Source organism: Nonomuraea sp. NPDC049695, from assembly GCF_040674955.1.
Taxonomy (GTDB): domain Bacteria; phylum Actinomycetota; class Actinomycetes; order Streptosporangiales; family Streptosporangiaceae; genus Nonomuraea; species Nonomuraea helvata.
In genome coordinates this window covers 21692-44508 of sequence record NZ_JBFANV010000011.1, presented here as the reverse complement: position 1 = coordinate 44508, position 22817 = coordinate 21692, and the positions used below count along the sequence as shown (strand labels likewise).

Sequence of the window (22817 nt, the reverse complement as noted above, 5' to 3'; positions counted from 1 at the left end):
CAGTCGGTAATATTTGCGGTGGGTGATGCGTCAGTGACAGGAGGTGCGTGATGGCGATCCGCCGCTCGGCCGCCAAACAGCACGGCCTGCCCTCGGTCGTGCAACTGCGGCTCGCCCCCACCCCCGCTCAGGCCGACGCCCTGGCCGTCGCTGTGCGGGTGTGCAACCAGGCAGCCACCTACATCTCCTGCCTGGCCTGGCAGCAGCGCACCTTTGCCGTGCTGGAGCTGCACCGCCTGGCCTACCATTCGGCGCGCGCGACGGTCGCTGGGCTGGGCGCGCAGGCGGCCGTGCGGGCCATCGCCCGGGTCGCCGGCGCCTACGCCAACCGCCGCGCCACCAGGAAACGGGCTCATGTGTTCCGCCCGTCCGGGGCCATCCCCTACGACGCGCGCCTGGTGAGCTGGAACCGAGATGCCCGCATCGTGTCGTTGTGGACTCCCACCGGCCGCGTCCACGTCTCCTATGCCGGCCGCGAGCAAGACCTCAAAGCCCTCGACACTCTGCCGATGGGGGAGGCCGACCTGATCTGCCGGCGCGGGGTGTGGCTGCTGCAGGTCACCCTCACCCTGCCCACGCGCCGGACGCGTGAGCCGGTCAACGGCTTCCTCGCTGTGGACCAGGGAGTGGCGAACCTGGCGGTCACCTCCGATGGTGCGGTGCTGCCCGGCCCCGCCCTGTCCGGCACCATCGACGGCAACGGCCACGTCCGGAGCCTGCGCGAGCGGCGGTATCGCCAACGCCGCCGCCTGCAGAAGAAGGGCACTCCTGCGGCGCGGCGGGTGCTGCGCCGTCTGTCCGGGCGTGAGCGCCGGATGATGACCGACGTCAACCACCAGATCAGCAAGTTCGTGGTGCGCGAAGCCGAACGCACCGGACGCGGCATCGCCCTGGAGGATCTCCAGGGCATCCGCTCCCGGGTCAGGGCTCACCGGCTCCAGCGGCGCACCCTGCACTCCTGGGCGTTCGCCCAGCAGATCGAGTTCACCCGCTACAAGGCCGCCCGGGCCGCGATCGCCTTCACCCTGGTCGATCCCGCCTACACCAGCCAAGCCTGCCCGGAATGCGGATGGACCAGCAGAGCGAACCGGCCGGCACGGGGCCACTTCGCCTGCACCCGGTGCGGCCTCGCTGGGCACGCCGACCACATCGCGGCCCGCAACATCGCCCAACGCGGCGTTGCGGGCTGGGCTGCCGTCAACCAGCCACACGCTACCGGCCTCCCTTCAGCCAGACGGGACCGTGAGAGCAAACCACCGGCTTCAGTTCGTGGTAGTTGACGAGCATGCTGTCGTCGTTGGACGCGTCGCGCCCGGTGTGCTTCACTTTCGGCGCCATCGCCATGATCCGCTGATCAGCCGCCGCCTGGGGACTTGGTGGAGTGCGCGTTCGACTGGTACGGGCCGGTTGCGGCCCGGTGTCCGAGCGGCCGCGTACAGACCACAACCGGGTCGACCGCAAGGAATGCCTCATGCACGTGGCGCGGCGGGTCTAGGAGCTGTCCTTGTCTGAGTCGGCGGAGAAGACGATGGTGCCCAGGTATCCGTCGCCGTCCTCGTTCATCTTTAACAGCATGCTGTCGTCGTAGATGTTGTCGTTGTCGTTGAACGTGTCGCGCCCGGTGTGCCCGGAGTACGGCGTCATCGCCATGACCTTGCTGTTGAGCGACTCGTCGAACATCATCTGCGTGGTCAGCACGCGCTGGTTGCTGAAGTGGACCATGGCGTGGATGTGGATCGTGCGCCCGCGGTACCAGCCCGGCCAGATCGTGGTGAACTCCACGATGCCGTCGCCGTTGGTGACCTGGGCGCCGCGCAGGTAGCGCTTGTCGTCGGTGGGCGTAAGATCCGCCATGTCGCCGCCGCCGTTGCCCGGGCCACCGCTCGGCGGCGCGCCGGTGGGGGCGCCGCTCGGGGGGCCGCCGCCACCTGGCGGGTTCCCGCTGGGCGGGTTGCCGCCCCCGCCGGTCGACTGCGCCTCGGCGCCCGAATAGAGCCCGGCCGCGTCGCAGTGCCAGATCTCCACCACCGCGTTGCCGAGCGGTTTGCACGTCTCGCTGTCCTGCACCTTGACGGCGACCCGCAGCCGCACGCCCTGCCGGTCCTCGCGGATGTCGCTGCGGATCTTGTCGGCGTCGAAGTAGTAGGGGCCCTGCGTCGTGGTGCTGGTCAGCTTGCAGGTGCCGGCATCGGTGAACAGCGCGGTGAGGTCCTTGGCCGTGGTCGCCGTGGGCGTCACGCTCGCGCCCGTGGACGTGGTGACGGTCGCGGTGCTCCCGGTGCTCTCGGCGGCGGCGCAGGCCGCCAGCAGGCTGCCGAGCCCGAGCGAGCTGATGCCCGCGAACAGCCTCCGACGGCTGACCCGCTGGCCTTCGTGATCGTGTCCCACTGCGTTTCCTTCTGGGGTGTCCGATGTTCCGGAACCTCAAGGTACGAGGCGGTCCCTGGGTGTCCCCTTTGCGCTGGATGAACGTTTCATGAGTTCATCGAAAGCCTTTTCGGCGATATGAAACTGTAACCGAGCTGCTCCCTGGCTGATCAGCGAAGGCAACCCAGGACATCCGCAGCTCACGGTACATACGGGTGGCCGCAAGGGTCGATTGACAGCCCCGTCCAGCCGTTCTACGTTCCCGAAAACCTTTTAGGTTGACCGCTTCGATCCCTGTTAGCGCTAACACCAGCAACCGCTGGATTGTAAGGGGCGAACTCATGAGACGACGCTGGGCAGCGGCCCTCACCGCGGCACTCGTGCTCATCCTCGGCAATGCGACGCCCGCGTTCGCGGGCGCGCCGATCACCACCGCGATCTACACGGCCGACCCGGCCGCGCTGGTCGTCGGCGACACCCTCTACCTGTACACCGGCCACGACGAGGCCCCGCAGGGCGGCACGAACTTCGTCATGCGCGACTGGCACGTCTTCACCTCCACCGACGCCGCCACCTTCACCGACCAGGGCGCCAAGCTCTCGATCTCGAACTTCTCCTGGGCGGGCGCCGACGCCTGGGCCGGCGAGGTCGAGCGCGGCGCGGACGGCAAGTACTACTGGTACGTCCCGGTCAACGGCAACGGCGCAGGCTGGATGGACATCGGCGTGGCCGTCGGCGACAGCCCGCTGGGCCCGTTCCGCGACGCCAAGGGCGGCCCGCTGATCAGCGACAGCACCCCCAACTCCTCGCCGCTCAACATCGATCCGACCGTCTTCACCGACGACGACGGCCAGGTCTACATGTACTGGGGCTCCTACTACGGCCTGCGCGCGGTCAAGCTCAACGCCAACATGACCTCCACCCAGGGCTCGGTGATCACGCCGAGCGGCGTGTCGAACTTCTGGGAGGCGCCCTGGATGTTCAAGCGCAACGGCGTCTACTACCTCGCCTACTCGGCCAACGACTCGGCCTGCTCGGCGCCGGGCTACGCCTGCATCCGCTATGCCACCGCGAGCAACCCGCTGGGCCCGTGGACGCACCGGGGCGTCGTGCTCGACCAGGTCAGCTCGACCACGAACCACCCGGCGATCATCGAGTACAAGGGCCAGTGGTACATGGTGTACCACAACGCGAGCGCCCCGGGCGGGGGCGACTTCCGCCGCTCGGTGACCATCGACAAGCTCTACTTCAACGCTGACGGCACCATGCAGAAGGTCGTCCAGACGAGCGGCGGCCCGACCACTCCGGGCAACCTGGCCACCAGCGCCACCCCGTCCACCTCCTACGTCTCGCCGTGGGAGACGCTCGCCGCGGTCAACGACGGCTACACCCCGGCCAACTCGGCCGACCACAGCCACGGCGCCTACGGCAACTGGGACCACCAGGGCACCGAGTGGATCGAGTACCGCTGGTCCAGTGCCCAGAACATCTCCAAGATCCAGACCTACTGGTTCGACGACGACCTCGGCATAGACCTGCCGGCCTCGTGCCAGGTGCAGTACTGGAACGGCAGCGCCTACGTCAACGTGCCCGGCCAGTCGTCCTGCGGCGTGGCGGGCAACACCTTCAACACCACGACGTTCACCTCGGTCAACACGACCCGGCTGCGGCTGAACATCACCTCCAAGTCCGGCTACTCGACCGGTGTGCTCGAATGGAGGGCCTTCTCATGAGGCGTATCCTGCTCGCCCTGCTGCTCGTGGCGGGCTTAGTCATCGCCGGTTCACCGGCGCAGGCAGATCAGACCATCGGCTTCCCGACGTTCAACGGCCCGGCCATCCCCAATCCGCCGGTGTCGTACACGACCGGCAACATGATGCAGGCCATCTACGACGCCGAGAGCTCCGGCACCGACTTCTGGATGGACCGGCTGCTGGCCCGCTCGGGCAACGACCCCGCCGGCACGTGGCTCATGTCGCGCGGCCGTGCGCTGTTCATGAAGACCCACACGCCCGGCACGCTCGGCTTCGCCGGTCAGGTGGCGTACTGGGAGAGCATCAGCAACAACGACGCCTTCACCGTCGCCGTCACCCCCGGCACCTTCACCGAGCAGGTGAACTCGCGCTGGCAGGCGCCCAGCTACTGGAAGAGCCGGCACACCAGCGGCTCCATCACGATCGACCAGACGAAGTTCATCACCGAGAACAACGTGGCCGTGGCCAACCTGGCCATCACCAACGGCGGCTCCGCCTCGACGACGCTGCAGCTGCGGGCCACCTCGCCGTACGCCACCACCGGCAGCGGCAGCGAGCTGACCGGCCAGGTGAACGCCTACAACAACCTCACCACGATCTACCCCAGGCTCACCGGTGACGGGTTCACGGTCTCCAGCGGCGGGCTCAACAGGTCCGTCACGATCGCGGCGGGCGCGACGGTCACCGTCAAGGTCGTCATGGGCTTCGTGACGAACGAGATCCCCGCCTCCCGCACCGACTACGACGCCTACGCGGGTTACACGCCCGCCACCGCGTTCGCCACGCACGTGCGCGCGTACAACAAGTGGTGGGCCGACAACGTCCCCTACATCGACGTGCCCGAGCCGGCCATCAAGAAGAACATCTACTACCGCTGGTGGCTGATGCGCTTCAACCACCTCGACGCGGACATCCCCGGGCAGACGTTCCAGTTCCCCACGTCCGTCGAGGGCGCGCTGGGCTACAACAACGCGATCGTGCTGACCCAGCCCATGCACATCGACGATCTCAAGTACCTGCGTAACCCGATCTACTCCTACGGCGACTGGCTGAGCGTCGGCCAGGTCTCCAAGAACGGTCGCTTCGTGGACAACCCGGGCGACCCGGAGAACTGGTCGAACAGCTACACCCAGTACATCGCCGAGGCGGCCTGGAAGAGCTACCAGATCCACGGCGGCCAGCCCGCCATCGCCGCCAACCTGGCCCGCTACGCCGAGCAGGACGTCAAGGGCCAGCTCGCCTACTACGACCACGACAACAACAAGCTCATCGAGTACGACTGGGGCGCCCTGACCGGCAACGACGCCGACGCCGTGTCGTTCCACTGGAAGAGCGGCAACATGGACCGCGCCGAGGCCGCCTACCAGTACAGCGGGGCCCTGGCAGCGGCGCAGGCGTACGAGGCGATCGGCAACACGGCCAAGGCCAACGAGATGCGCACGCTGGCCACGCAGATCCAGAACGCCATCGTCAACGTGCTGTGGAACCCGAACCGGCAGCTGTTCGAGCACCGGCTGAAGTCCACCAACGAATGGGTGCCGTGGAAGGAGATCAACAACTACTACCCGTTCGCGGTCGGCGCGATCCCGAACACGGACACGTACAAGCAGGCCCTGCGCCTGTTCAACGACCCGGCGCAGTATCCGATCTTCCCCTTCTACACCGCCAACCAGGCCGACAAGGCGGCCTCGGGCACCGGCAGCAACAACTTCTCCACGATCAACTCGACCGTGCAGTTCCGCCTGCTCTCCTCGGTGCTGCGGAACTACCCCAACCAGTGGATCGACACGAACTGGTACAAGAAGCTGCTCTACTGGAACGCCTGGGCGCAGTACATCAACGGCAACACCCAGTATCCGGACGCCAACGAGTTCTGGGCCGACTGGAACGGCTCGTCGATCACGTACCGCTCCTGGATCCACCACAACATCCTGGGCAGCAGCAACTGGACCGTGATCGAGGACGTCGCCGGACTGCGGCCGCGCAACGACGCCAAGGTGGAGCTCTCGCCGATCAACATCGGCTGGCCCAACTTCACCGTCAACAACCTGCGCTACCGCAACGCCGACCTGACCATCGTCTGGGACGACCCGTCCGACGGCGTCGTGCGCTACCCGGGCGTGCCCGAGGGCTACTCGATCTTCATCAACGGCAGCCGGGCGGCCACGGTGTCGTCGCTGGTGCCGTTCACGTGGGATCCGGCCACCGGTAACGTCACCACCAACGGGACCGTCACGTACCACGTGGCCGTGCCCGGGCTCCAGGCGCCCTCGCAGGTCGTCCAGTCCAGCGCCCGCATGGTCGACATGCTGGCCAAGGCGGGCGTCGACCTGACCGACAACCTCACCAACCTCGCCGACGGCGCCACCGCCACCGCTTCCACCACCGCCTCGGGCAGCTCCACTGCGGGGGCGAAGGACGGGTTCCCGATCAACGAGCCGTTCTGGGGCGGCACCACCGCGGGGCAGGACTGGTACGAGCTGAACTTCGGCGCGTCCCGCACGTTCAACGAGGTCCGGCTCTACTTCAAGGACAGCCGGCCGGCCAGCGCGACCTACCGGGCGCCGGCGTCCTACACCATCCAGTACTACAACGGCAGCGCCTGGGTGGACGTGCCCGGCCAGGCCAAGAACCCGGCCGCGCCGCGGGCCAACTACAACGTCGTCCAGTTCTCCGCGATCACCGCGCAGCGGATGCGGGTGCTGGCCACGGCGGCCTCCGGCGCCAGGACCGGCCTCACCGAGGTCAAGGTCTACAACCGGGGCGGCGTGCAACCGCCCCAGAACCCCAACCTGGCGCTGTCGGCCACGCCGTCGGCGTCGAACACCTCGTCGTGGGAGAGCGTGGCCGCGGTCAACGACGGGATCGACCCGCCGTCGTCCAACGACACCGTCAACCCGCGCTGGGGCTGCTGGCCGGAGACCGGGCAGCAGTGGGTGGACCTCACCTGGTCCTCGGCGCAGTCCGTGAAGCGGGCCGAGGTGTACTTCTTCGACGACGACGAGGGGATCGACATGCCGGCGTCGTGGAAGCTGCAGTACTGGAACGGCAGCGCGTACGTGGACGTGCCGGGCGCGTCGGCGTACACGCTGAACAAGAACGCCTACAACAGCGTCACCTTCACCGCCACGAGCACCACCCGCCTGCGGGTGCTGCTCACCGGTAACGGCAGCAACTCCGTGGGCCTCCTGGAGGTCAAGGCCTACGCGACGTGACACATGCGAAGGGGCGGGTCCGCGCGGACCCGCCCCTTCGGGTCTCTGATGGGACACCGCGGCGTTCTTCTCCTAGGCTTGATTGTCTGGCCAGACCTACGAGGAGGACGGGGCACGGTGACGCGGGCGCTCGTGGTGGGGGCCGGTTCGTTCCGGGTGGTCGAGCAGGGCGAGTGGGATCCCATGGGATCGGCGGAGACGGGGTTCGAGCCGCTGGCCAGCGTGGCCCCCGCTGTCACGGACCTGGCGCGCGCAATGGCCCGACTCCAGGGGCTGCGCGTGCACGACGACGCGCCGCTGCTGCACCCTTCGCTGGCCGGAGTGGACGAGGCGTGGCAGGAGCTGCGCGGGCGCGCGGCCGGCGAGGCGCTGATCGTGCACTTCAGCGGCCACGGCGTGCTCGGCAGCTCGGACACGAGCCTGTATCTGGCGGTGCACGACAGCGACCCAGGCTCTCTGCCTCGCACCGCCGTCTACGTGAACGCGTGGCTGGACGAGGTGGAGAACACGCGGGACGGCGCTCCCACCCTGTTCCTGCTGGACGTGTGCGGGGCGGGGCGGGCGGCGGTGTACCAGCTCGCGCAAGGGATCCGGGCCCGCGACAGGAAGTCCTGGGTCATCGCCGCGTGCACGGAGGACGAGAAGGCGTACAAGGCGCATTTCACCCAGGCGACCACGACCGTCCTGGAACGCCTGCGCGACGGCCTGCTGGACGTCTCACCCGCGCTCGCGTACATCCCGGTCGAGACCCTCGCCGAGGAGATCGACCGCGAGCTGGCCCGCCTCGCCGAGCAGGACGAGCAGCGCCTCGGGCAGACGGTGGTACGTACGCCGCGGCTGGAGGCGTCCGCCGAGCCGCCGCCGTTCTTCCCCAATCCCGCCTACGCCGACAACCTGTCCGACCAGTTCCAGCGGCGGCGCGACAGCGCGCTGTGGCAGTTCGCCGCCGACGCGGCCCCGGGCCTGGACCCGCTGCACTTCCTCTCCCGCGCCTCCGGCACGTCGTCGCAGGCGGCGACGCAGTGCCGCTTCGCGGGCCGGCGCGAACAGCGCCTGCGGATCAACGCCTGGCTGGACGACCCGGCAGGCGCCGAACCGTCGCTCCTGGTGGTGACGGGCGGGCCCGGCGCCGGCAAGTCCGCGCTGCTGGGCGTCACGCTCTGCCTGGCGCACCAGGACCTCCACGACATCGCGGACCCCGTCCTCAGCCGCATCCTCCCCGCCGAGCGGCCGGATGTGCATCCCTTCCTGGCCGCGGTCCACACCCGCGAGCGCGGCCAGGCCGAGATCCTCTCCTCCCTCGCCCGCCAACTCCGCCTGGGCGATCCTCCCGCCGGCGGCCCATGGACCACTCAGGCGGTGCTGGAGCGGCTGCGGGACAGATCCCAGCGCGCTGTCGTCGTGCTCGACGCGCTCGACGAGGCCCTGCGCGCCGAGGAAATCGTCACCGAGGTCGTGCTGCCCCTCGTCACCGCGACCCGCGACGGGCGGCCGCTGTGCCGGGTGCTCATCGGCACCCGCCCCTGGCGCGGCTTCCCCGCGTTACGGGAACGCCTCAGAAGCGACGGCGAGCTGATCGACCTGGACCGCGTGCCCGCCCCGCAACTCGCCGCGGACCTCGCCGACTACCTGCGGGACGCGCTGTGGCCGCTCGCCACTCGCAGCCCGCGCGGTACGGTCGACGAGGTCGCACGGCAGGTCGCCGATCGGCTCACCCGCGCCCGCCATCACGGCCGCTTCCTCCTGGCCGTGCTGTTCGCCGACTACCTCACTCGGCTGCGCGCCCCGCTGGATGCCCGTGCGAGCGTCGAGCGCCTCCCCATCGACCTGCCGGGCATGCTCGACCTGCACCTCGAAACGCTCTTCGAGCAGGACCCATGGCTCCGTCCGGTGCTGCGGGCAGTGGCCTTCGCACGCGGCGAGGGCATGCCGCTCGAGGCCCTCCACTCGGTGGCCACCGCTTTCGCCACCGGCAGCGGCCTCGGGTCGCACGCCCTGGTGCGGACGTTGTCCGACACGCGGCGCGCGCTCGCGGCGGCGACCTTCTACCTGCGCACCAGCACCGGCCCCGACGGACGCCAGCTCTACCGCTTCTTCCACCACGCCGTCGTCGAGCACCTGCGCAAGGACCAGCCCGGCGAAGGGACCACCGGCCGGAGCCTCGCCGAAGCGGTCTTCACCAGGCTGCGGGACACGGTCCCCCTCGCGCCCGACGGCAGGAGCCGGCTGTGGGACCTCGCTTCGCCGTACGTGCGCCGCCATCTCGTCGAGCACGCCGCCGCGGCCGGTCCGCAGGCCGTCAACGCCCTGCTGCTCGACCCCGCCTTCCTGGTGCACGCCGACCCGGTGACGTCGGCGGCCAACGCGCACCGCGCCACCGACCGTACGGCCAAGCTCCACGCCCGCATCCTCGACACCTCGATCAAGCATCATCCCGGACGGACCCCCGAGGACCGCCGCCGCCTGCTGGAACTGGACGCGGTCCGCTGGCACCATCCGGAGCTCGCGCACGCCGTGGCCGAGGACGGCTCGCCCGCCGCACACCCGGTATGGGCGACGAACGCGAACATCCACCCTGCCCTGCGGCGTGCCTTCAGCCGTCGCCACCACGTCAGAGCGATGACGACGGCGGAGATCGACGGCCGCGTCCACGCCCTGACCGCCGAGGGCAGGCAGGTGTGGCTCTGGGACCTGGCGCAGGGCACGGAGCGACATGTTCTGACCTGCGAGCAGCAGGTGCAGGCCGTCCGGGTGGCAGAGATGCCGGGCGGTCCCCATGCCTTGATCGCCGCGGGGACGGAGGTGCGGCTCTGGGACCTGACGGACGGCACGCAACGCCACGCCACCCTCTACGGTCCCCAGGTCCAGGGGATGGGGGAGACGGAGATCGACGGCCGCCCGCACGCCCTGATCACCGCCGGGAAGACCGTGCACGTCTGGGACCTCGCCGGGGGCGTGCGCCGCTGCAAGCTGGGACACGGGGCACCGGTGCGGCACGTGGAGCCGGTGACCGTGCACCAGCGCCCGCACGCGCTCACCTACGCCGAGGACGGCCTGCGCCTGTGGGATCTCACCGACGGGGCCGAGCGGCGGGTCCTGCGCCATCTTCGCCGTCTGCGCGCGGTGGCCGGCGTGGAGATCGGCAAACGTCCCCACGCCGTCACCACCGCGGAGAACGGCGTACGCGTGTGGGACCTCACCGACGGCGCGCTCCGCCACTCCCTCGACCACCTCGACCCCGTGCGCGAGATCACGGCGTTCGAGCTCGACGGGCGCCCGCACGCCTTCACCGCCAGCAGGAACGTCGTGTCCGTCTGGGACCTCGACACGGGCGTGCTCCACCACGAGCTCGTCCACAAGGGGCCGGCAGAGGTGACAGGTGTGGCCGAGGTCCTGCGGCGGCCTCATGTGCTCACCGTCAGCGGCAAGAGCCTGCACGCGTGGGATCTGACCGGCAGCGGCCTGCACCACACCTTCTCCGGCCACCACGGCAACGTCCAGGCGGCGGCGTTCACCTGGGACGGCGAGCGGCCCTTGGCCCTCACCGCCGACCTCGACCACGTCGTCCGCGTCTGGGACGTGGCCGGAGGGATCAGGCATCACTCGACCCCGGTGGGCACGCTCGCGGCGGCCCAGGTGAGCGGAAGACCTTACGGCCTCACCACGGCCGGCGACCGGGACGCGCGGGTGTGGGATCTGGCCGACGGGATCCTCGTGCGCACGTTGAGGAGCGACCGGCCGATCGATTCGGCGGTGGTGGCCACCGTGGACGGCCGCGCCTATGGGCTGACCGTCTCGGGCGGCAACGATGTGCGCGTGTGGGATCTGGCCGACGGTGTCCAGGCGCAGAGGCTCCACCATGACCGGCGCGTGAGCGCGGTCACCGTGTCCGACCTCCGGGGCCGTGCGCACGCGCTCACCACCTGTCCCGGGCCGCAGCACCTCGTGCACGTGTGGAGCGTCCCCGACGCGGTGCTCCTGCACACCCTCGAGTTCGCCAAGCCCGTTCACGGCGTCATGGCGGCCGAGATCGATGGGCGGCCCCACGCCGTGGTCGGGAGCGGCCGTTGGTTGCACGCGCTGGACCTGGTGGACGACTCCACCCGGTGGGTCCTGGACCTGTCCCGGTGCAGGCAGCTGCTGGCGGCCGGCATCGACGGCACGGCGCACGCCCTCATGACGTCGGGCGACACCTTCCGGGTGATCCGGTTGTCCGATGGCCGCGTGGTCAGGACCCTTCCCGGGAGCGGCTGGCCGATCACGCACGGGGAGCTCGTCGACATCGACGGACGTGCTCACATGCTCATCTGCAGCGGCAACAGGGTGCGGGTCCTGGACCTGTCCGATCGCCGTCCGGTCATGGACCTGACCCACGACGAGGCCGTGGGATCGGCGGTGGTGACCGAGGCCGGCGGTCGCGCCCGGCTGGTCACCACCAGCGGACATCGGGTGTGCCTGTGGGACGCGGTCACCGGTGAACCTGACGGACCGCCGCTGATCGTGCCGTACCCGGCGCGGTGGCTGCTGCCGCATCCGCGCGGTTTCGTCGTCAGCTTCGGGCCGGAGCTGGCCCTGTTCTCCCTGCCCGGCGAAAGTGAGATTCCATGAACGTGACATCACCGGTCCTTGCCGTGCACGGGATCGGCAACCGGAAGCGCGGGCTCGACCCGGTGCAGGCGGCGGCGGCGCTGGCCGGGAAGTGGCAGCCCAACCTCGCCAGGGGGTTCGCGGCGGCGGGCTTCAGCTCTCCCGTGCCCGAGTTACGGGCGGCCTACTACGCTCACCTGCTCGCCGCCGCCGAAGCGCAGGGGGCGGGCGACGACGAGCGGGTGGAGTCCCTGTCGGCGGAGGAAGCATCGCTCGCCTGGGCGTGGCTGCGGGAGGCCGGCGTGCCCGACCCCGCGGATGCGCAGGGTCCGATGACCATGCCTGTCCGGCAAGGACTCGACTGGCTGGCGCGGCGACGCCGAGTGCCGGTGAGCCTGCTGGCCCGGATCGCGGTGGCGTTCGCCAGGGAGGTGCACGCCTATCTCGCCACGCCAGAGCGGCGACGGCAGGCTCGCGCGCAGGTCGCCGAGGCGATCAGCGAGCACCGGCCCCGGGTGGTCCTGGCACATTCGCTCGGCTCGGTGGTCACCTACGAGGCGTTGCATGCTCATCCGGACCTGGAGGTCGAGTTGCTGGTCACGCTCGGCTCGCCGCTCGGCCTGCCGGGGGGCGTCTTCGACGTGCTCGAGCCCGGGCCGGTCGACGGGAAAGGCGCGCGGCCTCCGGGCGTGGCCAGGTGGGTCAACCTGGCCGACCCGGGAGACCTCGTCGCCGTTCCCCAGCGGCTCGGCGATCGCTTCCCCGTCGATCTCCACGACGAGGCGTTCATCGGCCTGGGGAATTTTCACTCCCTGGCCGGCTACCTCGGGACCGCGCTCACCGCGACGACGATCGCGCCGTACACCGGGGCTTCGTAAGCGGTCCGCCGCAGGCCGCCTCAGCGCAGGCGGCCGGCGCCCGCGCCCGCGGTGACGAGCCGGCGCACCGCCTGGGGCGGGTGGACGCGGGTGAACAGGGTCGGCGTCCAGCCGGCGTCGGCGCCGAGTGACGTGCCGTTCGCGGCGTTGTACGCGGCCACCAGATCAGCGGGCGCGCCGTCCACCAGGTTGTTCCTCGCGGTGATCGCGGTGCCGTTGAACACCGACAGCACCTTCGCCGCGGCGATGCCGTCGAAGGCGTTGCTCTCGGCGTAAACCTTGGAGCCGAAGCCCACGCCGATGCTGTACCCGTGGTCGTCGCCGCCCGTGCAGTAGTTGTTGTAGACGTGCACCTGGCCGAAGCGCACCCTGGGCGTGCGCTGGCCGAGCCCCTCGAAATAGTTGTGGTGCAGTGTGACTTTGAGCTTGTCGCCCTCGCCGTACCTGCTCTCGGAGTCGGTGTTGCCGATCAGGGTCACCTTGTCGTGCTCGCTGAGGTGATTCCAGGAGAGGGTCACGTAGGTTGAGCCGCGGACCACGTCCAGGAGTCCGTCGTGGACCTGGTACGGGCGGCCGAAGTAGCGCGGCTGGCCCGAGTCCGGGCTGTCGCCGTCGTTGAGCGTGTTGTGGTCGAGCCAGACGTGCGTGGATCCGGAGACCTCGACGTTGTCGAAGGAGGCGTTCCAGTTGCCGTCCGCGCCGTCGGTCGGGTCCCACTGCGGGAAGCAGTCGGAGGTGTCGGTGATGGTGAGGTTGCGGACGACGACGTTGTCGGCGTTGCTGACGCGCAGGCCGAAGCTCTTCAGCGCCGCGTCACGGCCCAGGCCGATGAGGGTGACGTTGGAGCCGACCGTGATCGTGACGTGCTCGGCCATCTTCGCGTAGGACGCCTTGCGGGCCTCTTCCAGCGGTCCTGAGGGGACACTGCTCCTGCCCCAGACGGCCGGGTCGTAGGCGGCCAGGTACGCGGGCAGGCTGTAGCCGTTCACCGCGTAGTCCTCGCAGGTCAGCGGCGTGCCGTCGGGGCCGGTGTGGGCGTCCAGCGCGCCCTTCACGTACACGATCTTCGGGGTGTTGTCGGCCGGGTTCCCGAGCGCCGCCACCAGCTCGGCCCTGGTGCCGACGACGTGGACGTCCTGCGGGCGGGCGGCCGAACCGCCGGTGGTGCCGGTGGTGGCCGACGCCCAGCCGTCGTCGCGCGGCAGCGCCTCGCGGCCGGGCTCGCGCGGGATCGGGCGGTGCCGGCGGATCGGGTTCCAGCCGTCGCCGCCCGCCAGGTACTTCTCCGGAGTGAAGGCGGCCGCTTGTTCGGGGGTGAGCTGCGGCCGGTCGTCGTTGACAGAGGCGCCCGGACCGTCATTGCGGTACTCGGACAGGCGGGCGTCCCGCCAGCTCAAGCCCGACATGTCGGTCCATGGTGCGTCCTTGATCTGCTGTCCCAGCCATGATTCGCGTACCAGCACCTGGCCCCGCGCCGTGGTGGAGCCGCCCGCCGGCCAGGGGCGGCCCAGGTGGAAGCTGCGGGCGGGCGCGTCGCTGGTGAGGTGGCTGCGGTAGATCAGGAAGCCGTACGGGTTGCTCAGCTCGGTGCTGGCGGCGGTCACATAGCCGTTGTTGTCCGCGCTGCCGCGGGTCTTCCCCTTGATCAGGCAGTGGTCGAAGACGGCGGTGGCGCGGCCGAAGATGAAGTCGACGTCGCCCTCGACGTAGCAGTCGGTGAAGTACTGCCTGGCGACCGTCGTGGCCGAGGCGGTGTTGGCGTACAGGGTGTCCTGGTTGCCGATGAACCGCACGTTGTCGTACACCTGCCGGTCGCCCGTCGTCCGCACGGCCACCGCCTGGCTGTTGCCGTGGGCGGCCTCGTCGTAGGCGTTCTCGAAGGTGAGGTTGCGGGCGGTGAAGTCGGGGGCGCTGATCGTGTACGAGGCGCTGCCGGAGGTGCCGTACGGCCCCGAGCCGTCCGGCTTCTGCGTGGCCGCCGAGGCGTCGAACGTGAGCACCACCTCACGCGGGTCCCGCGTCTCCCCGACCAGGGAGATGTGTGATTTGTCGGCCGGGATGACCACCTGCTGCCTGTAGGTGCCCTTGCGGACCAGGATGGTGACCGGCCGGGTGTTGCCCGCCGGGACGGCGTCGACCGCGTCCTGCACGGTCGCGTGGTCGCCCGTGCCGTCCGCCGCGACCACGATGGTGGTGGCCTGCGCCGTGGCCGCCAGGGGCGGAGTCGTCAAGGCGATCAGGGGGAGTAGCAACAGGAGTCGCATGGGCAACCTCGCCGAGGGGGTGCGGCAATCGGTTGCACAGAACGCTGACTCAATGCCCTCACTCCGTCAATGGCCTGCAGTGAAATTGCACTATTGCAGCAACAATCGATTGCAGGATAATGCGCGATCTTGACCGTTCGAGCGCGCCACATCTACAGTCCGCCTGATATTTATCGGCGCTTTCATGAAACTTTCAGCGGGAGCATCGTGCGCACCCTTCGAGCTCTGGTGGCCGCCGCCCTGTTATGCCTCGTGCCCGCGGTCTCCGCGCACGCCGCGGCGGACCGGACGTACTCCGCGTACTCCGCGGCGGACGTCACGTACGACTTCGAGGACGGCACCACCCAGGGATGGGGCCCGCGCGGCGAGGGCGTCTCCGTCACGGTGACGGGGGCGGCGGCCCACGGCGGGACGAGCGGCCTCCTGACGGCCGGCAGGACCGCCACGTGGCACGGCGCGTCGATCGACGCGCCGTTCGTCAGGGGCGTCGGCTACACCGTGACCGCGTACGCGCGGCTCGTGAGCGGCCAGCCGTCGAGCACGATCGCGCTGACCGTGCAGCGGACCCCGGCCGGCGGCGACACCACGTACGAGCGGGTCGCGGCGGCCACCGTGACCGACGGGGGATGGGTGCGGCTGTCGGGCAACTACCAGTTCACCGCCGAATCCACCGGCGTGCAGCTCTACGCCGAGAGCTCCGACGCCACCGGCCGGTTCTACCTGGACGACATCGTCATCACCCCGCTCGGCGATCCCACGCGCGAGCCGATCAGCAGCGACTTCGAGGACGGCACCGCGCAGGACTGGGCGCCCAGGGCCGCCGCCACCCTCGAGTCCAGTACGGCCGCAGCGCACGCGGGCAGCCGCGCGCTGGCGGTCGGCGGCCGGTCGGCCTCCTGGGACGGCCCCGCGCTGAACGTGCTCGGCCGGATGGCCAAGGGCGACAAGTACGCCCTGTCGGTATGGGTGCGGCTCGGGCCGGACACCGCGTCGGGCCGGCTCGGTCTGGCGATCGAGCGCAGGAGCGGCGGCACTCCGAGCTACGAGCGGGTGGTCTCGCCGAAGGACGTGCCGGCCGGGGAGTGGGTGCGGCTGTCCGGCACGTACACGCTCGCGTACGACGTCGACTTCCTCAGCCTGTACGTCGAGTCCGACAGTGGCACGTTCCCCTTCTACCTGGACGACTTCTCCATGACCTACGTCCAGCCGAAGCCCATCCAGACCGACATCCCCGCGCTCAAGGACAAGGTGCCCTTCGTCATGGGCTCGGCGTTCACCCGGCCCGACACGCTCGGCGTGCACGGCGAGCTGCTGGCCAGGCACTTCAACGGCGTCACGCCCGGCAACGAACTCAAATGGGACGCCACCGAGCCGAGAGAGGGCGAGTTCACCTTCGCCGACGGCGACTACCTCGTGGACTTCGCCACCCGGCACGGCATGACGATCCGCGGTCACACGCTCGCCTGGCACAGCCAGACCCCCGACTGGGTCTTCCAGAACGCCGACAAGGAGCTGCTGCTCAAGCGCCTGGAGACGCACGTGCGCACGCTCGTGACCAGGTACAAGGGCAAGATCGCGGCCTGGGACGTGGTGAACGAGGTCGTGGACGAGAACCAGCCCGACGGCCTGCGTCGCTCCAAGTGGTACGAGATCGCCGGCCTCGACTTCATCCGCACGGCCTTCCGCGTCGCGCACGAGGCCGACCCGGCCGCCAAGCTCTTCATCAACGACTACAACACCGAGTTCCCCCGCAAGCGTGAGGCCCTGTACGCGCTGGTCAAGCGGCTCAAGGACGAAGGCGTGCCGATCGACGGCGTGGGCCACCAGCTCCACCTGAACATCGAGCACCCGCCCGCTTCCGATGTCGAGGCCACGATCGAGCGTTTCGCCACGCTCGGCGTGGACCAGCAGATCACCGAACTCGATGTCAGCATTTATACGGACTTCGTCTCTTCGTACGACACGATCCCGCCCGAGCTGCTCGTCCAGCAGGGCCACCGGTACAAGGAGCTGTTCGACGTCTTCCGCCGGCAGGCCGCGAAGCTCAGCTCGGTGACGGTGTGGGGAGAGTCTGACGACGTGAGCTGGCTGCGCTCCTGGCCGATCCCCCGGCTGAACGCGCCGCTGCCCTTCGACGACGAGCTGCAGGCCAAGCCCGCGTACTGGGGCATCGTGGACCCGTCCCGGCTGGCGCCTTCGGTACGGAGGCTGGAGGCGCCGGCCGGGACGCCCAAGGTGGACGGCAGGCGGGACCTCGAGTGGGACCTGCTGCCGGACTCGCCGATCGCCCGCGTGGGCGACGTGTCCGCCGGGTTCCAGGCACGTTCGTCCGCCAAGGGGCTCTACCTGCTCGCCGAGGTCACCGATCCGACCGCCGGCAAGGACGACCGGGTGACGTTCACCGTGGACGGCACGCCGTACGTGGTCGGGCGGCGCGGAGGTCTCTCCGGCCAGGCGACGGGCGGGCAGGGCGCGGGGCCCTCCGGCGGGGTGACGGGAGGCCAGGGCGGAGGCCCGAAGGCGGCGGTGCGGCAGACCGCGACCGGGTACCGCGTCGAGGCGCTGGTCGGGACGGGCACGGACGTGAACGTGACCGTGCACGACTCCTCCGGCGAGGCCGTCTGGAACGGGAAGGTGACACCGGCGGCCGCGATCAAGCTGACGTCGGCCGCCCACCGCGCGCCCGTGCTCGACGGCATCGTGGACCGGGCCTGGTCGGCCGCGCCGGAGATCCGCACCGGGACCTGGATCCAGGGCGCGTCCGGCGCCACCGCCAAGGTGCGCTCGCTGTGGAGCGGATCCACGCTGTACGTCCTCGCCCAGATCTCCGACCCCACGCTGAGCGAGGAGTCCCCGAACCCGTGGGAGCAGGACTCCGTCGAGATCTTCGTGGACCCGGGCAACGGCAAGACCAAGGGTTACGAGGACGACGACGGCCAGTACCGCGTCAGTTTCTCGGGCCGGGTCACGGTCGGCGGGACGTTCGACGCGAGCGGCGTCAAGGACCACGTGAAGGCGGCGACCAGGGCGGTGCCCGGCGGATACGTCGTCGAGGCGGCCATCGACCTGCCCACGATCACCCTGGCGCGGGGCACGCTGCTGGGCTTCGACATCCAGGTCAACGACGCGACGGGCACCGCGCGCACGAGCGCGGTGACCTGGAACGACAGCACGGGCCGCAGCTACCTGGACACCAGCCACTGGGGCGTCCTCCGCCTGGCCCAGGGGTAGGTCGCCCGGGGTGCACCCATCCGTTGCCCTACTGGGTGGTCGGCCTGCTGATACCCGCCCCGAGCGGTCCTCGCTGCCGCTCGGGCTGTCCTTCCTGGGGCGCGCCTGTCGGCGCGACGACACCATCGGTGCCCAGTCGAGCCCACAGTGAGACTTGCCCTGCTACCGGGATGTGCCTGCTGATGCCCACCCTGACCGGATGCCTTCGGGCAACTTGGAGACCGGGATGCAACGATTCAGGAATGGTCCTCACGCGAGTACTGGCAGTGCCGGAGACTGACTAAGTGTGTACACGATTGGGTACACTTTAGCCATGCTGATCGAGACTCTGTCTGTGCGCGAGGCCCGCGAGCAACTGCCTCGCGTGCTGGAGCGGTTCCGCAAGGGTGACCGCACGCCGGTGGGCGTGGGGTCACATCGCAAGACCGAAGCGGTCATGGTTCCGGTCGAGGTATTCGATGAGCTCACCGCAGAGCGGGCGAAGTCACTGACGGAGGCCGCGGCGTCGGTGCGGGCTGAAGGACTCACAGTGGGAGCTGAAGCCGAGGCCATTACTGAACGCTGGGCGCGTGGCGAGATCAGCACGGCGCACATGCGTGAGCTCGTTCGAAGGCTGCACGGCCTGCCGTGACCATCGATCCGTACGTCGACCCCTCCAATGGTGTGCTGCGGAACCGGATTGGAATCGCCGACCCCAAGCGGCTGCGCCAGGTGGAGGCGGACTTGACGCTGGTGGCATTGGCGGACCTGCACACCAGGATCCTGCCCGGCGGCTAGGACCTCGTCCATCTGTGCTCGTTCCATCGCGAGATCTTCGGTGATCTCTACCCATGGGCTGGTGAGATCAAGGTGGTAGGGATCGCGCGATCGGATCCGTTCTGCCTCCCGCAGCACATCGAGACGTACTCTGCGAGGTTTTCGGTGCCTTGGCGAAGGAGCGTTACCTGCGTGGGCTCTCACGCAGCCAATTCGTTGACCGATTGACCCACTATTTCGCGGAGGTCAACGCGATCCACCCGTTCCGCGAGGGCAACGGTCGTACGCAGCGCGCCTTCTTCCGCCAACTCAGTCGTGAAGCAGGTTGGCCCATCGACTGGTCCAATCTGGAAGCAGACGGCAATGCGCAAGCATCAAAGGCTTCTCTTCGCGGCGGCAATGAGCCGCTTCGTGCGCTGCTCGACTCATTGCTGAGCCCCTCAGCCGATCAAGGATGATTGGCTGGAATCAGCAGAGTCCACGTCGTGATCAAGTTATCGCCGGACGCATGAGACTGGCGAGAAGCCGCCCAACTGCCCACGGCCAAGTGCGTGTGGGTCTGGCCCACTTTTCCTGATCGGCCACACTTTCCAAGGCGCTGGGGGTCGATGAGTTCGCCAGGCGCAAGGGCCATACCTACGGGACGGTGCTGGTCGATGTGGAGGGCGGTCATGTGGCCGACCTGTTGCCGGACTCGTTTGCGGCCTGGCTGGAGGCGCACCCCGGGGTCGAGGTGATCTGCCGGGAGCGGTCCTCGCTGATCGCTCGGGCTGTCCTCCCAGGGGGTGCGCCTGACGCTGCCACCGTCGGGTCTTCGCCGCCCCGCCGTGGCCCGAGATCTACACCCACGACGCCGAACGCCGCCAGGACCTGGACGAGGCGGTGCGGACGCACGATGCCATGGCTGAGGCGTACGGACGGCATGGGTATGAGGTGATCCCCGTGCCCAGGGCGGAGTTCGCCGCCCGCGTCGCCTGCGTCCTGGAGCGCCTGCGCCGCTGAGGAGCCGCGCCGGCGGTGGATCAACGCCCCTCGATGAAGGCGAGCAGGTCGCCGTTGAGTTGGTCGCGGTGGCTGACGAACAGGCCGTGGCCGGCGGTTGGGTACTCGTGGTAGACGGCGCCGGGGATCATCTTGGCGGTGCGGCGGCCGGTGACGTCGATGGGCGCGGAGAAGTCGGCGGCACCGTGGACGACCAGCGTGGGGACCTTGATCTCGGGCAGGGTGGCCCGGTGGTCGAAGTTCACCACATTGCGCTGGCTCTGGCGCACCGCCCACGGCGAGGCTTCCAGGCACTGGCGCATGGTGAAGTCGACCTGCGCCGGGGAGACGTCGTTGCCCAGGTGGGTGGCGAAGAACGCCTGGGCCTGCCGGGCCAGCCACTTGGGCCGGTCGGCGTCGAGCGCGGCGATCGACGCGTCCAGCAGGGCGCCGGGGATCCCTTCGGGGTTGTCGTCGGTCTGCCGCATGAACGGCAGCATGGCCGAGATGAGCGCGATCCGCGCGATCCGCTCGTCGCCGTGCCGGGTCAGGTACCGGGCGATCTCGGCGCCGCCCATCGAGTGGCCTACCAAGATCACATCACGCAGGTCGAGAAGCTCAATCAGCACGGCCAGGTCGTCGGCCGCGGTGTCCATGTCGTAACCGGTGCTGGGACGGTCGGAACGGCCGTGCCCGCGGCGGTCGAGGGCGATGCAACGGTAGCCCTGCTCCACGAAGTACGGGATCTGGTACTCCCACATGTCGGCGCAGAGCATCGCGCTGGCCACGAACACGATCGGCCGGCCCTGGCCGTAGTCCTCGTAGGCCAGGCGGGTGCCGTCACTCGTCTCGAAGAACATCTCAGTGCTCCCAATGTCGTGGTGCAGGTGGGTGTGCGGTGCTGATGAGACGAGTCTTCCGGTGCGGAGGTAGGCGTGCCAATTACGTGCCAGGTAAGCGCCCTTACCGGCGTTGGGTCGTGCTCGTGCCTGAGCCGATCATGCGCCTCACCGCCCGCGTCCTCCTCGTCGACAGCCAGGATCCAGCTCTTCCGCGGTCAGGCAAGAACCCCGACGTGGCGTGGTTCACCCCAGACGGCGGCGTCCAGGATGGCGAGGCACTGACGGCGGCGGCCAAGGCGGCAGGCTCCCTGGGTTCTCCTCGACGAGGACGCCAGTGCACCGCTGGCCCAATGGACCGGGCGAGCCTGGCGGCTCGTTGACCCCATGAAGACGAATTGTGGCATCTGACCAAAGGACGCTGGACCAGAGAACGGCCGCGCGACGTGCGGGACCTTCATGAACCCGAAAATCATGGAGCCGGCCACCAGTGAGGACAGGCGCCAGGTGTATGCGCTGGGGCAGCGCAGTGTGGCGGTCGACTTCAGCGAGGTCGACCTGGCCGCCTGAGATCTTCAAACCCATGCCGGGATCATGCGGGCCGGTGTCCAGCGAAGGTGTGCTCCCTACGCCACCGCGATCCCGCTGTCCGTTGCCGCCTTCAGTTGGCGGGTCCGTCGCCGCCGAACTCGATGTCGAGGATGGCCAGGAACGCCGCATAGGCTTGCGGAGACCAGTCGGTGTTCACGTGGCTGGCGACCATGTGCGTGCCGTCGCGGTTGCCCATGACGAGGGTGAAGGTGCCGTAGTCGGCGCCGCCGTTACCCCAGACCTGTACGCCGCTCTGGAGCTTCTGCTCGACCCACACGCCGAGCCCGTAGCGGGTGTTGGGCAGCCACCCGGAGCCGTCGGTCGAAACGGTCGTGAACATCTCTTCCATCTGCGCCGGCTTGAGGATCCGGCCGGAGAACAGCGCGGAGAAGAACGCGAGCAGGTCGCCGGTCGAGGAGATCATGCCGCCCGCGCTCCAGGCGGTGGTCTCGTTCGACTCGCTCGCGTCGTGCAGCGGCGCCGCCGGGTCCTCCGAGTAAAGCCTGGAGTAGTGCACCGGGTGCGGTCCCGGGATGACCGTCTGGGTGGTGGGCAGCGATGTGGAGGTCAGCTCGAGCGGTCGCAGAATGAGCCGATCGAGCACGTCGCCGTACGACTCGCCGGCGGCCTTCTCCGCCATCATCGCGGCCAGGTAGTACTGCGTGTTGGAGTACCGGAACGCCTCGCCAGGCGCGTTGGAGGGCGGATGCCGGAGCGCGATCCGTACCAGCTCTTCGGGCGTGAAGGCCTTGAACCGGCGGTCGTACCAGGCCTCGCCCTGGCCACTGGCGAAGAACTCCGGGTCCATGCTGAAGTTGAAGACGCCGCTGGTCTGGTTCAGTAACTGTCGCAACGTGATCTTACTGTCGTCGTAAGGACTGCCGTCGAGCAGGCCGGGCAGCCACGTGCTCACCGTGTCGTCGAGGCCGAGCACGCCTTCGTCGACCAGTTTCAGCGTGGTGGCGGCGGTGAACGCCTTGGCGGCACTGCCGATACGGAACAGCTCTCCTGGTTCGCGCTCGCGGCCGGTGCTGATGTCGGCCTTGCCCGCGGAGGCGAACCAGCGGGAGCCGTCCTTCCAGACTTCGGTCACGATGCCCGGCGTCGCGCCCGACGACACCGCGTCATCCAGTACGCGCTGCACCGCCTCGTGGTGTTCCGGGGTGCCTGTCGTCGTTGTCATGGGGTCACTTCCAGTCGCCTTCGATTGTTTCGTCGCGAAGAAACGCTATGTTGCGTTCGCTCAATGGTCAAGGTTAAATTGCCTGTTAGAAGGCATTATTGCGTTGGGTATGGCGATGAACGCAACAGGATGTTGCAGTGAGTGTGGCTGAATGCAAACATCGGGCCGTGC

Annotated in this window: 13 protein-coding genes and 1 pseudogene; 10 read left to right on the top strand and 4 right to left on the bottom strand. The window is 69.2% G+C overall.

The window, feature by feature from the left end; translation table 11 throughout:
• Positions 1 to 50: 50 nt before the first annotated feature.
• Positions 51 to 1280, top strand: a complete 1230-nt coding sequence (locus AB0J64_RS12700) for a transposase (RefSeq protein ID WP_364024949.1) — start codon at positions 51 to 53, stop codon at positions 1278 to 1280.
• 211 nt (positions 1281 to 1491) lie between these two features.
• Here AB0J64_RS12700 and AB0J64_RS12695 read toward each other — a convergent pair whose 3' ends face one another.
• Positions 1492 to 2388: an intradiol ring-cleavage dioxygenase gene (locus tag AB0J64_RS12695; protein ID WP_364024946.1), complete on the bottom strand. Its 897-nt coding sequence runs from the start codon at positions 2386 to 2388 to the stop codon at positions 1492 to 1494.
• A 320-nt stretch (positions 2389 to 2708) separates the two neighbouring features.
• Here AB0J64_RS12695 and AB0J64_RS12690 point away from each other — a divergent pair, with 320 nt between their 5' ends.
• The 4 genes from AB0J64_RS12690 (at position 2709) to AB0J64_RS12675 (ending at position 12801) form a co-directional block, all read left to right on the top strand.
• A complete protein-coding gene (locus tag AB0J64_RS12690; protein ID WP_364024943.1) occupies positions 2709 to 4100 on the top strand; it encodes a glycoside hydrolase family 43 protein in 1392 nt (463 codons plus the stop codon).
• A complete protein-coding gene (locus tag AB0J64_RS12685) occupies positions 4097 to 7336 on the top strand; it encodes a hypothetical protein (protein ID WP_364024941.1) in 3240 nt (1079 codons plus the stop codon). Before AB0J64_RS12690 ends, AB0J64_RS12685 begins: the two co-directional genes overlap by 4 nt.
• Positions 7337 to 7453: 117 nt before the next feature.
• On the top strand, positions 7454 to 11944 hold the full coding sequence (locus AB0J64_RS12680) for a hypothetical protein (RefSeq protein ID WP_364024938.1): 4491 nt from the start codon (positions 7454 to 7456) through the stop codon (positions 11942 to 11944).
• Entirely contained in the window at positions 11941 to 12801 is an 861-nt protein-coding gene (locus AB0J64_RS12675) for a hypothetical protein (protein WP_364024935.1), read from the top strand. Before AB0J64_RS12680 ends, AB0J64_RS12675 begins: the two co-directional genes overlap by 4 nt.
• A 20-nt stretch (positions 12802 to 12821) precedes the next feature.
• Here AB0J64_RS12675 and AB0J64_RS12670 read toward each other — a convergent pair whose 3' ends face one another.
• Positions 12822 to 15032, bottom strand: coding sequence for a pectinesterase family protein (locus AB0J64_RS12670; RefSeq protein WP_364024933.1), 2211 nt, complete (start codon positions 15030 to 15032; stop codon positions 12822 to 12824).
• 240 nt (positions 15033 to 15272) lie between these two features.
• Between AB0J64_RS12670 and AB0J64_RS12665 the strand changes: the two genes are divergently transcribed.
• The 5 genes and pseudogenes from AB0J64_RS12665 to AB0J64_RS12645 form a co-directional block, all read left to right on the top strand.
• On the top strand, positions 15273 to 18296 hold the full coding sequence (locus AB0J64_RS12665) for an endo-1,4-beta-xylanase (protein WP_364024930.1): 3024 nt from the start codon (positions 15273 to 15275) through the stop codon (positions 18294 to 18296).
• 313 nt (positions 18297 to 18609) lie between these two features.
• Entirely contained in the window at positions 18610 to 18927 is a 318-nt protein-coding gene (locus tag AB0J64_RS12660; protein ID WP_364024927.1) for an antitoxin VbhA family protein, read from the top strand.
• Complete coding sequence (locus AB0J64_RS12655; protein WP_364024924.1) at positions 18924 to 19073, top strand: hypothetical protein; 150 nt, start codon at positions 18924 to 18926, stop codon at positions 19071 to 19073. The genes AB0J64_RS12660 and AB0J64_RS12655 overlap by 4 nt, the downstream gene beginning before the upstream one ends.
• A gap of 149 nt (positions 19074 to 19222) precedes the next feature.
• Entirely contained in the window at positions 19223 to 19510 is a 288-nt protein-coding gene (locus AB0J64_RS12650) for a Fic family protein (RefSeq protein ID WP_364024921.1), read from the top strand.
• Between the two features lie 355 nt (positions 19511 to 19865).
• Positions 19866 to 20054 (top strand): annotated as a pseudogene (locus AB0J64_RS12645) (AAA family ATPase); the annotation flags it as partial.
• Positions 20055 to 20074: 20 nt separating this feature from the next.
• Here AB0J64_RS12645 and AB0J64_RS12640 read toward each other — a convergent pair.
• The gene (locus AB0J64_RS12640; RefSeq protein WP_364024919.1) at positions 20075 to 20893 is read right to left on the bottom strand and encodes an alpha/beta hydrolase; all 819 of its coding nucleotides are present in this window, start codon (positions 20891 to 20893) and stop codon (positions 20075 to 20077) included.
• Positions 20894 to 21533: 640 nt separating this feature from the next.
• Entirely contained in the window at positions 21534 to 22646 is a 1113-nt protein-coding gene (locus AB0J64_RS12635; RefSeq protein ID WP_364024916.1) for a serine hydrolase domain-containing protein, read from the bottom strand.
• Positions 22647 to 22817 lie beyond the last annotated feature (171 nt).

Bases quoted from the DNA above. Each gene is read 5' to 3' on its own strand.
- AB0J64_RS12700 (WP_364024949.1), top strand. From the start codon at position 51: ATGGCGATCCGCCGCTCGGCCGCCAAACAGCACGGCCTGCCCTCGGTC.
- AB0J64_RS12690 (WP_364024943.1), top strand. From the start codon at position 2,709: ATGAGACGACGCTGGGCAGCGGCCCTCACCGCGGCACTCGTGCTCATC.
- AB0J64_RS12685 (WP_364024941.1), top strand. From the start codon at position 4,097: ATGAGGCGTATCCTGCTCGCCCTGCTGCTCGTGGCGGGCTTAGTCATC.
- AB0J64_RS12675 (WP_364024935.1), top strand. From the start codon at position 11,941: ATGAACGTGACATCACCGGTCCTTGCCGTGCACGGGATCGGCAACCGG.
- AB0J64_RS12660 (WP_364024927.1), top strand. From the start codon at position 18,610: ATGCTGATCGAGACTCTGTCTGTGCGCGAGGCCCGCGAGCAACTGCCT.
- AB0J64_RS12640 (WP_364024919.1), bottom strand. From the start codon at position 20,893: ATGTTCTTCGAGACGAGTGACGGCACCCGCCTGGCCTACGAGGACTAC.
- AB0J64_RS12635 (WP_364024916.1), bottom strand. From the start codon at position 22,646: ATGACAACGACGACAGGCACCCCGGAACACCACGAGGCGGTGCAGCGC.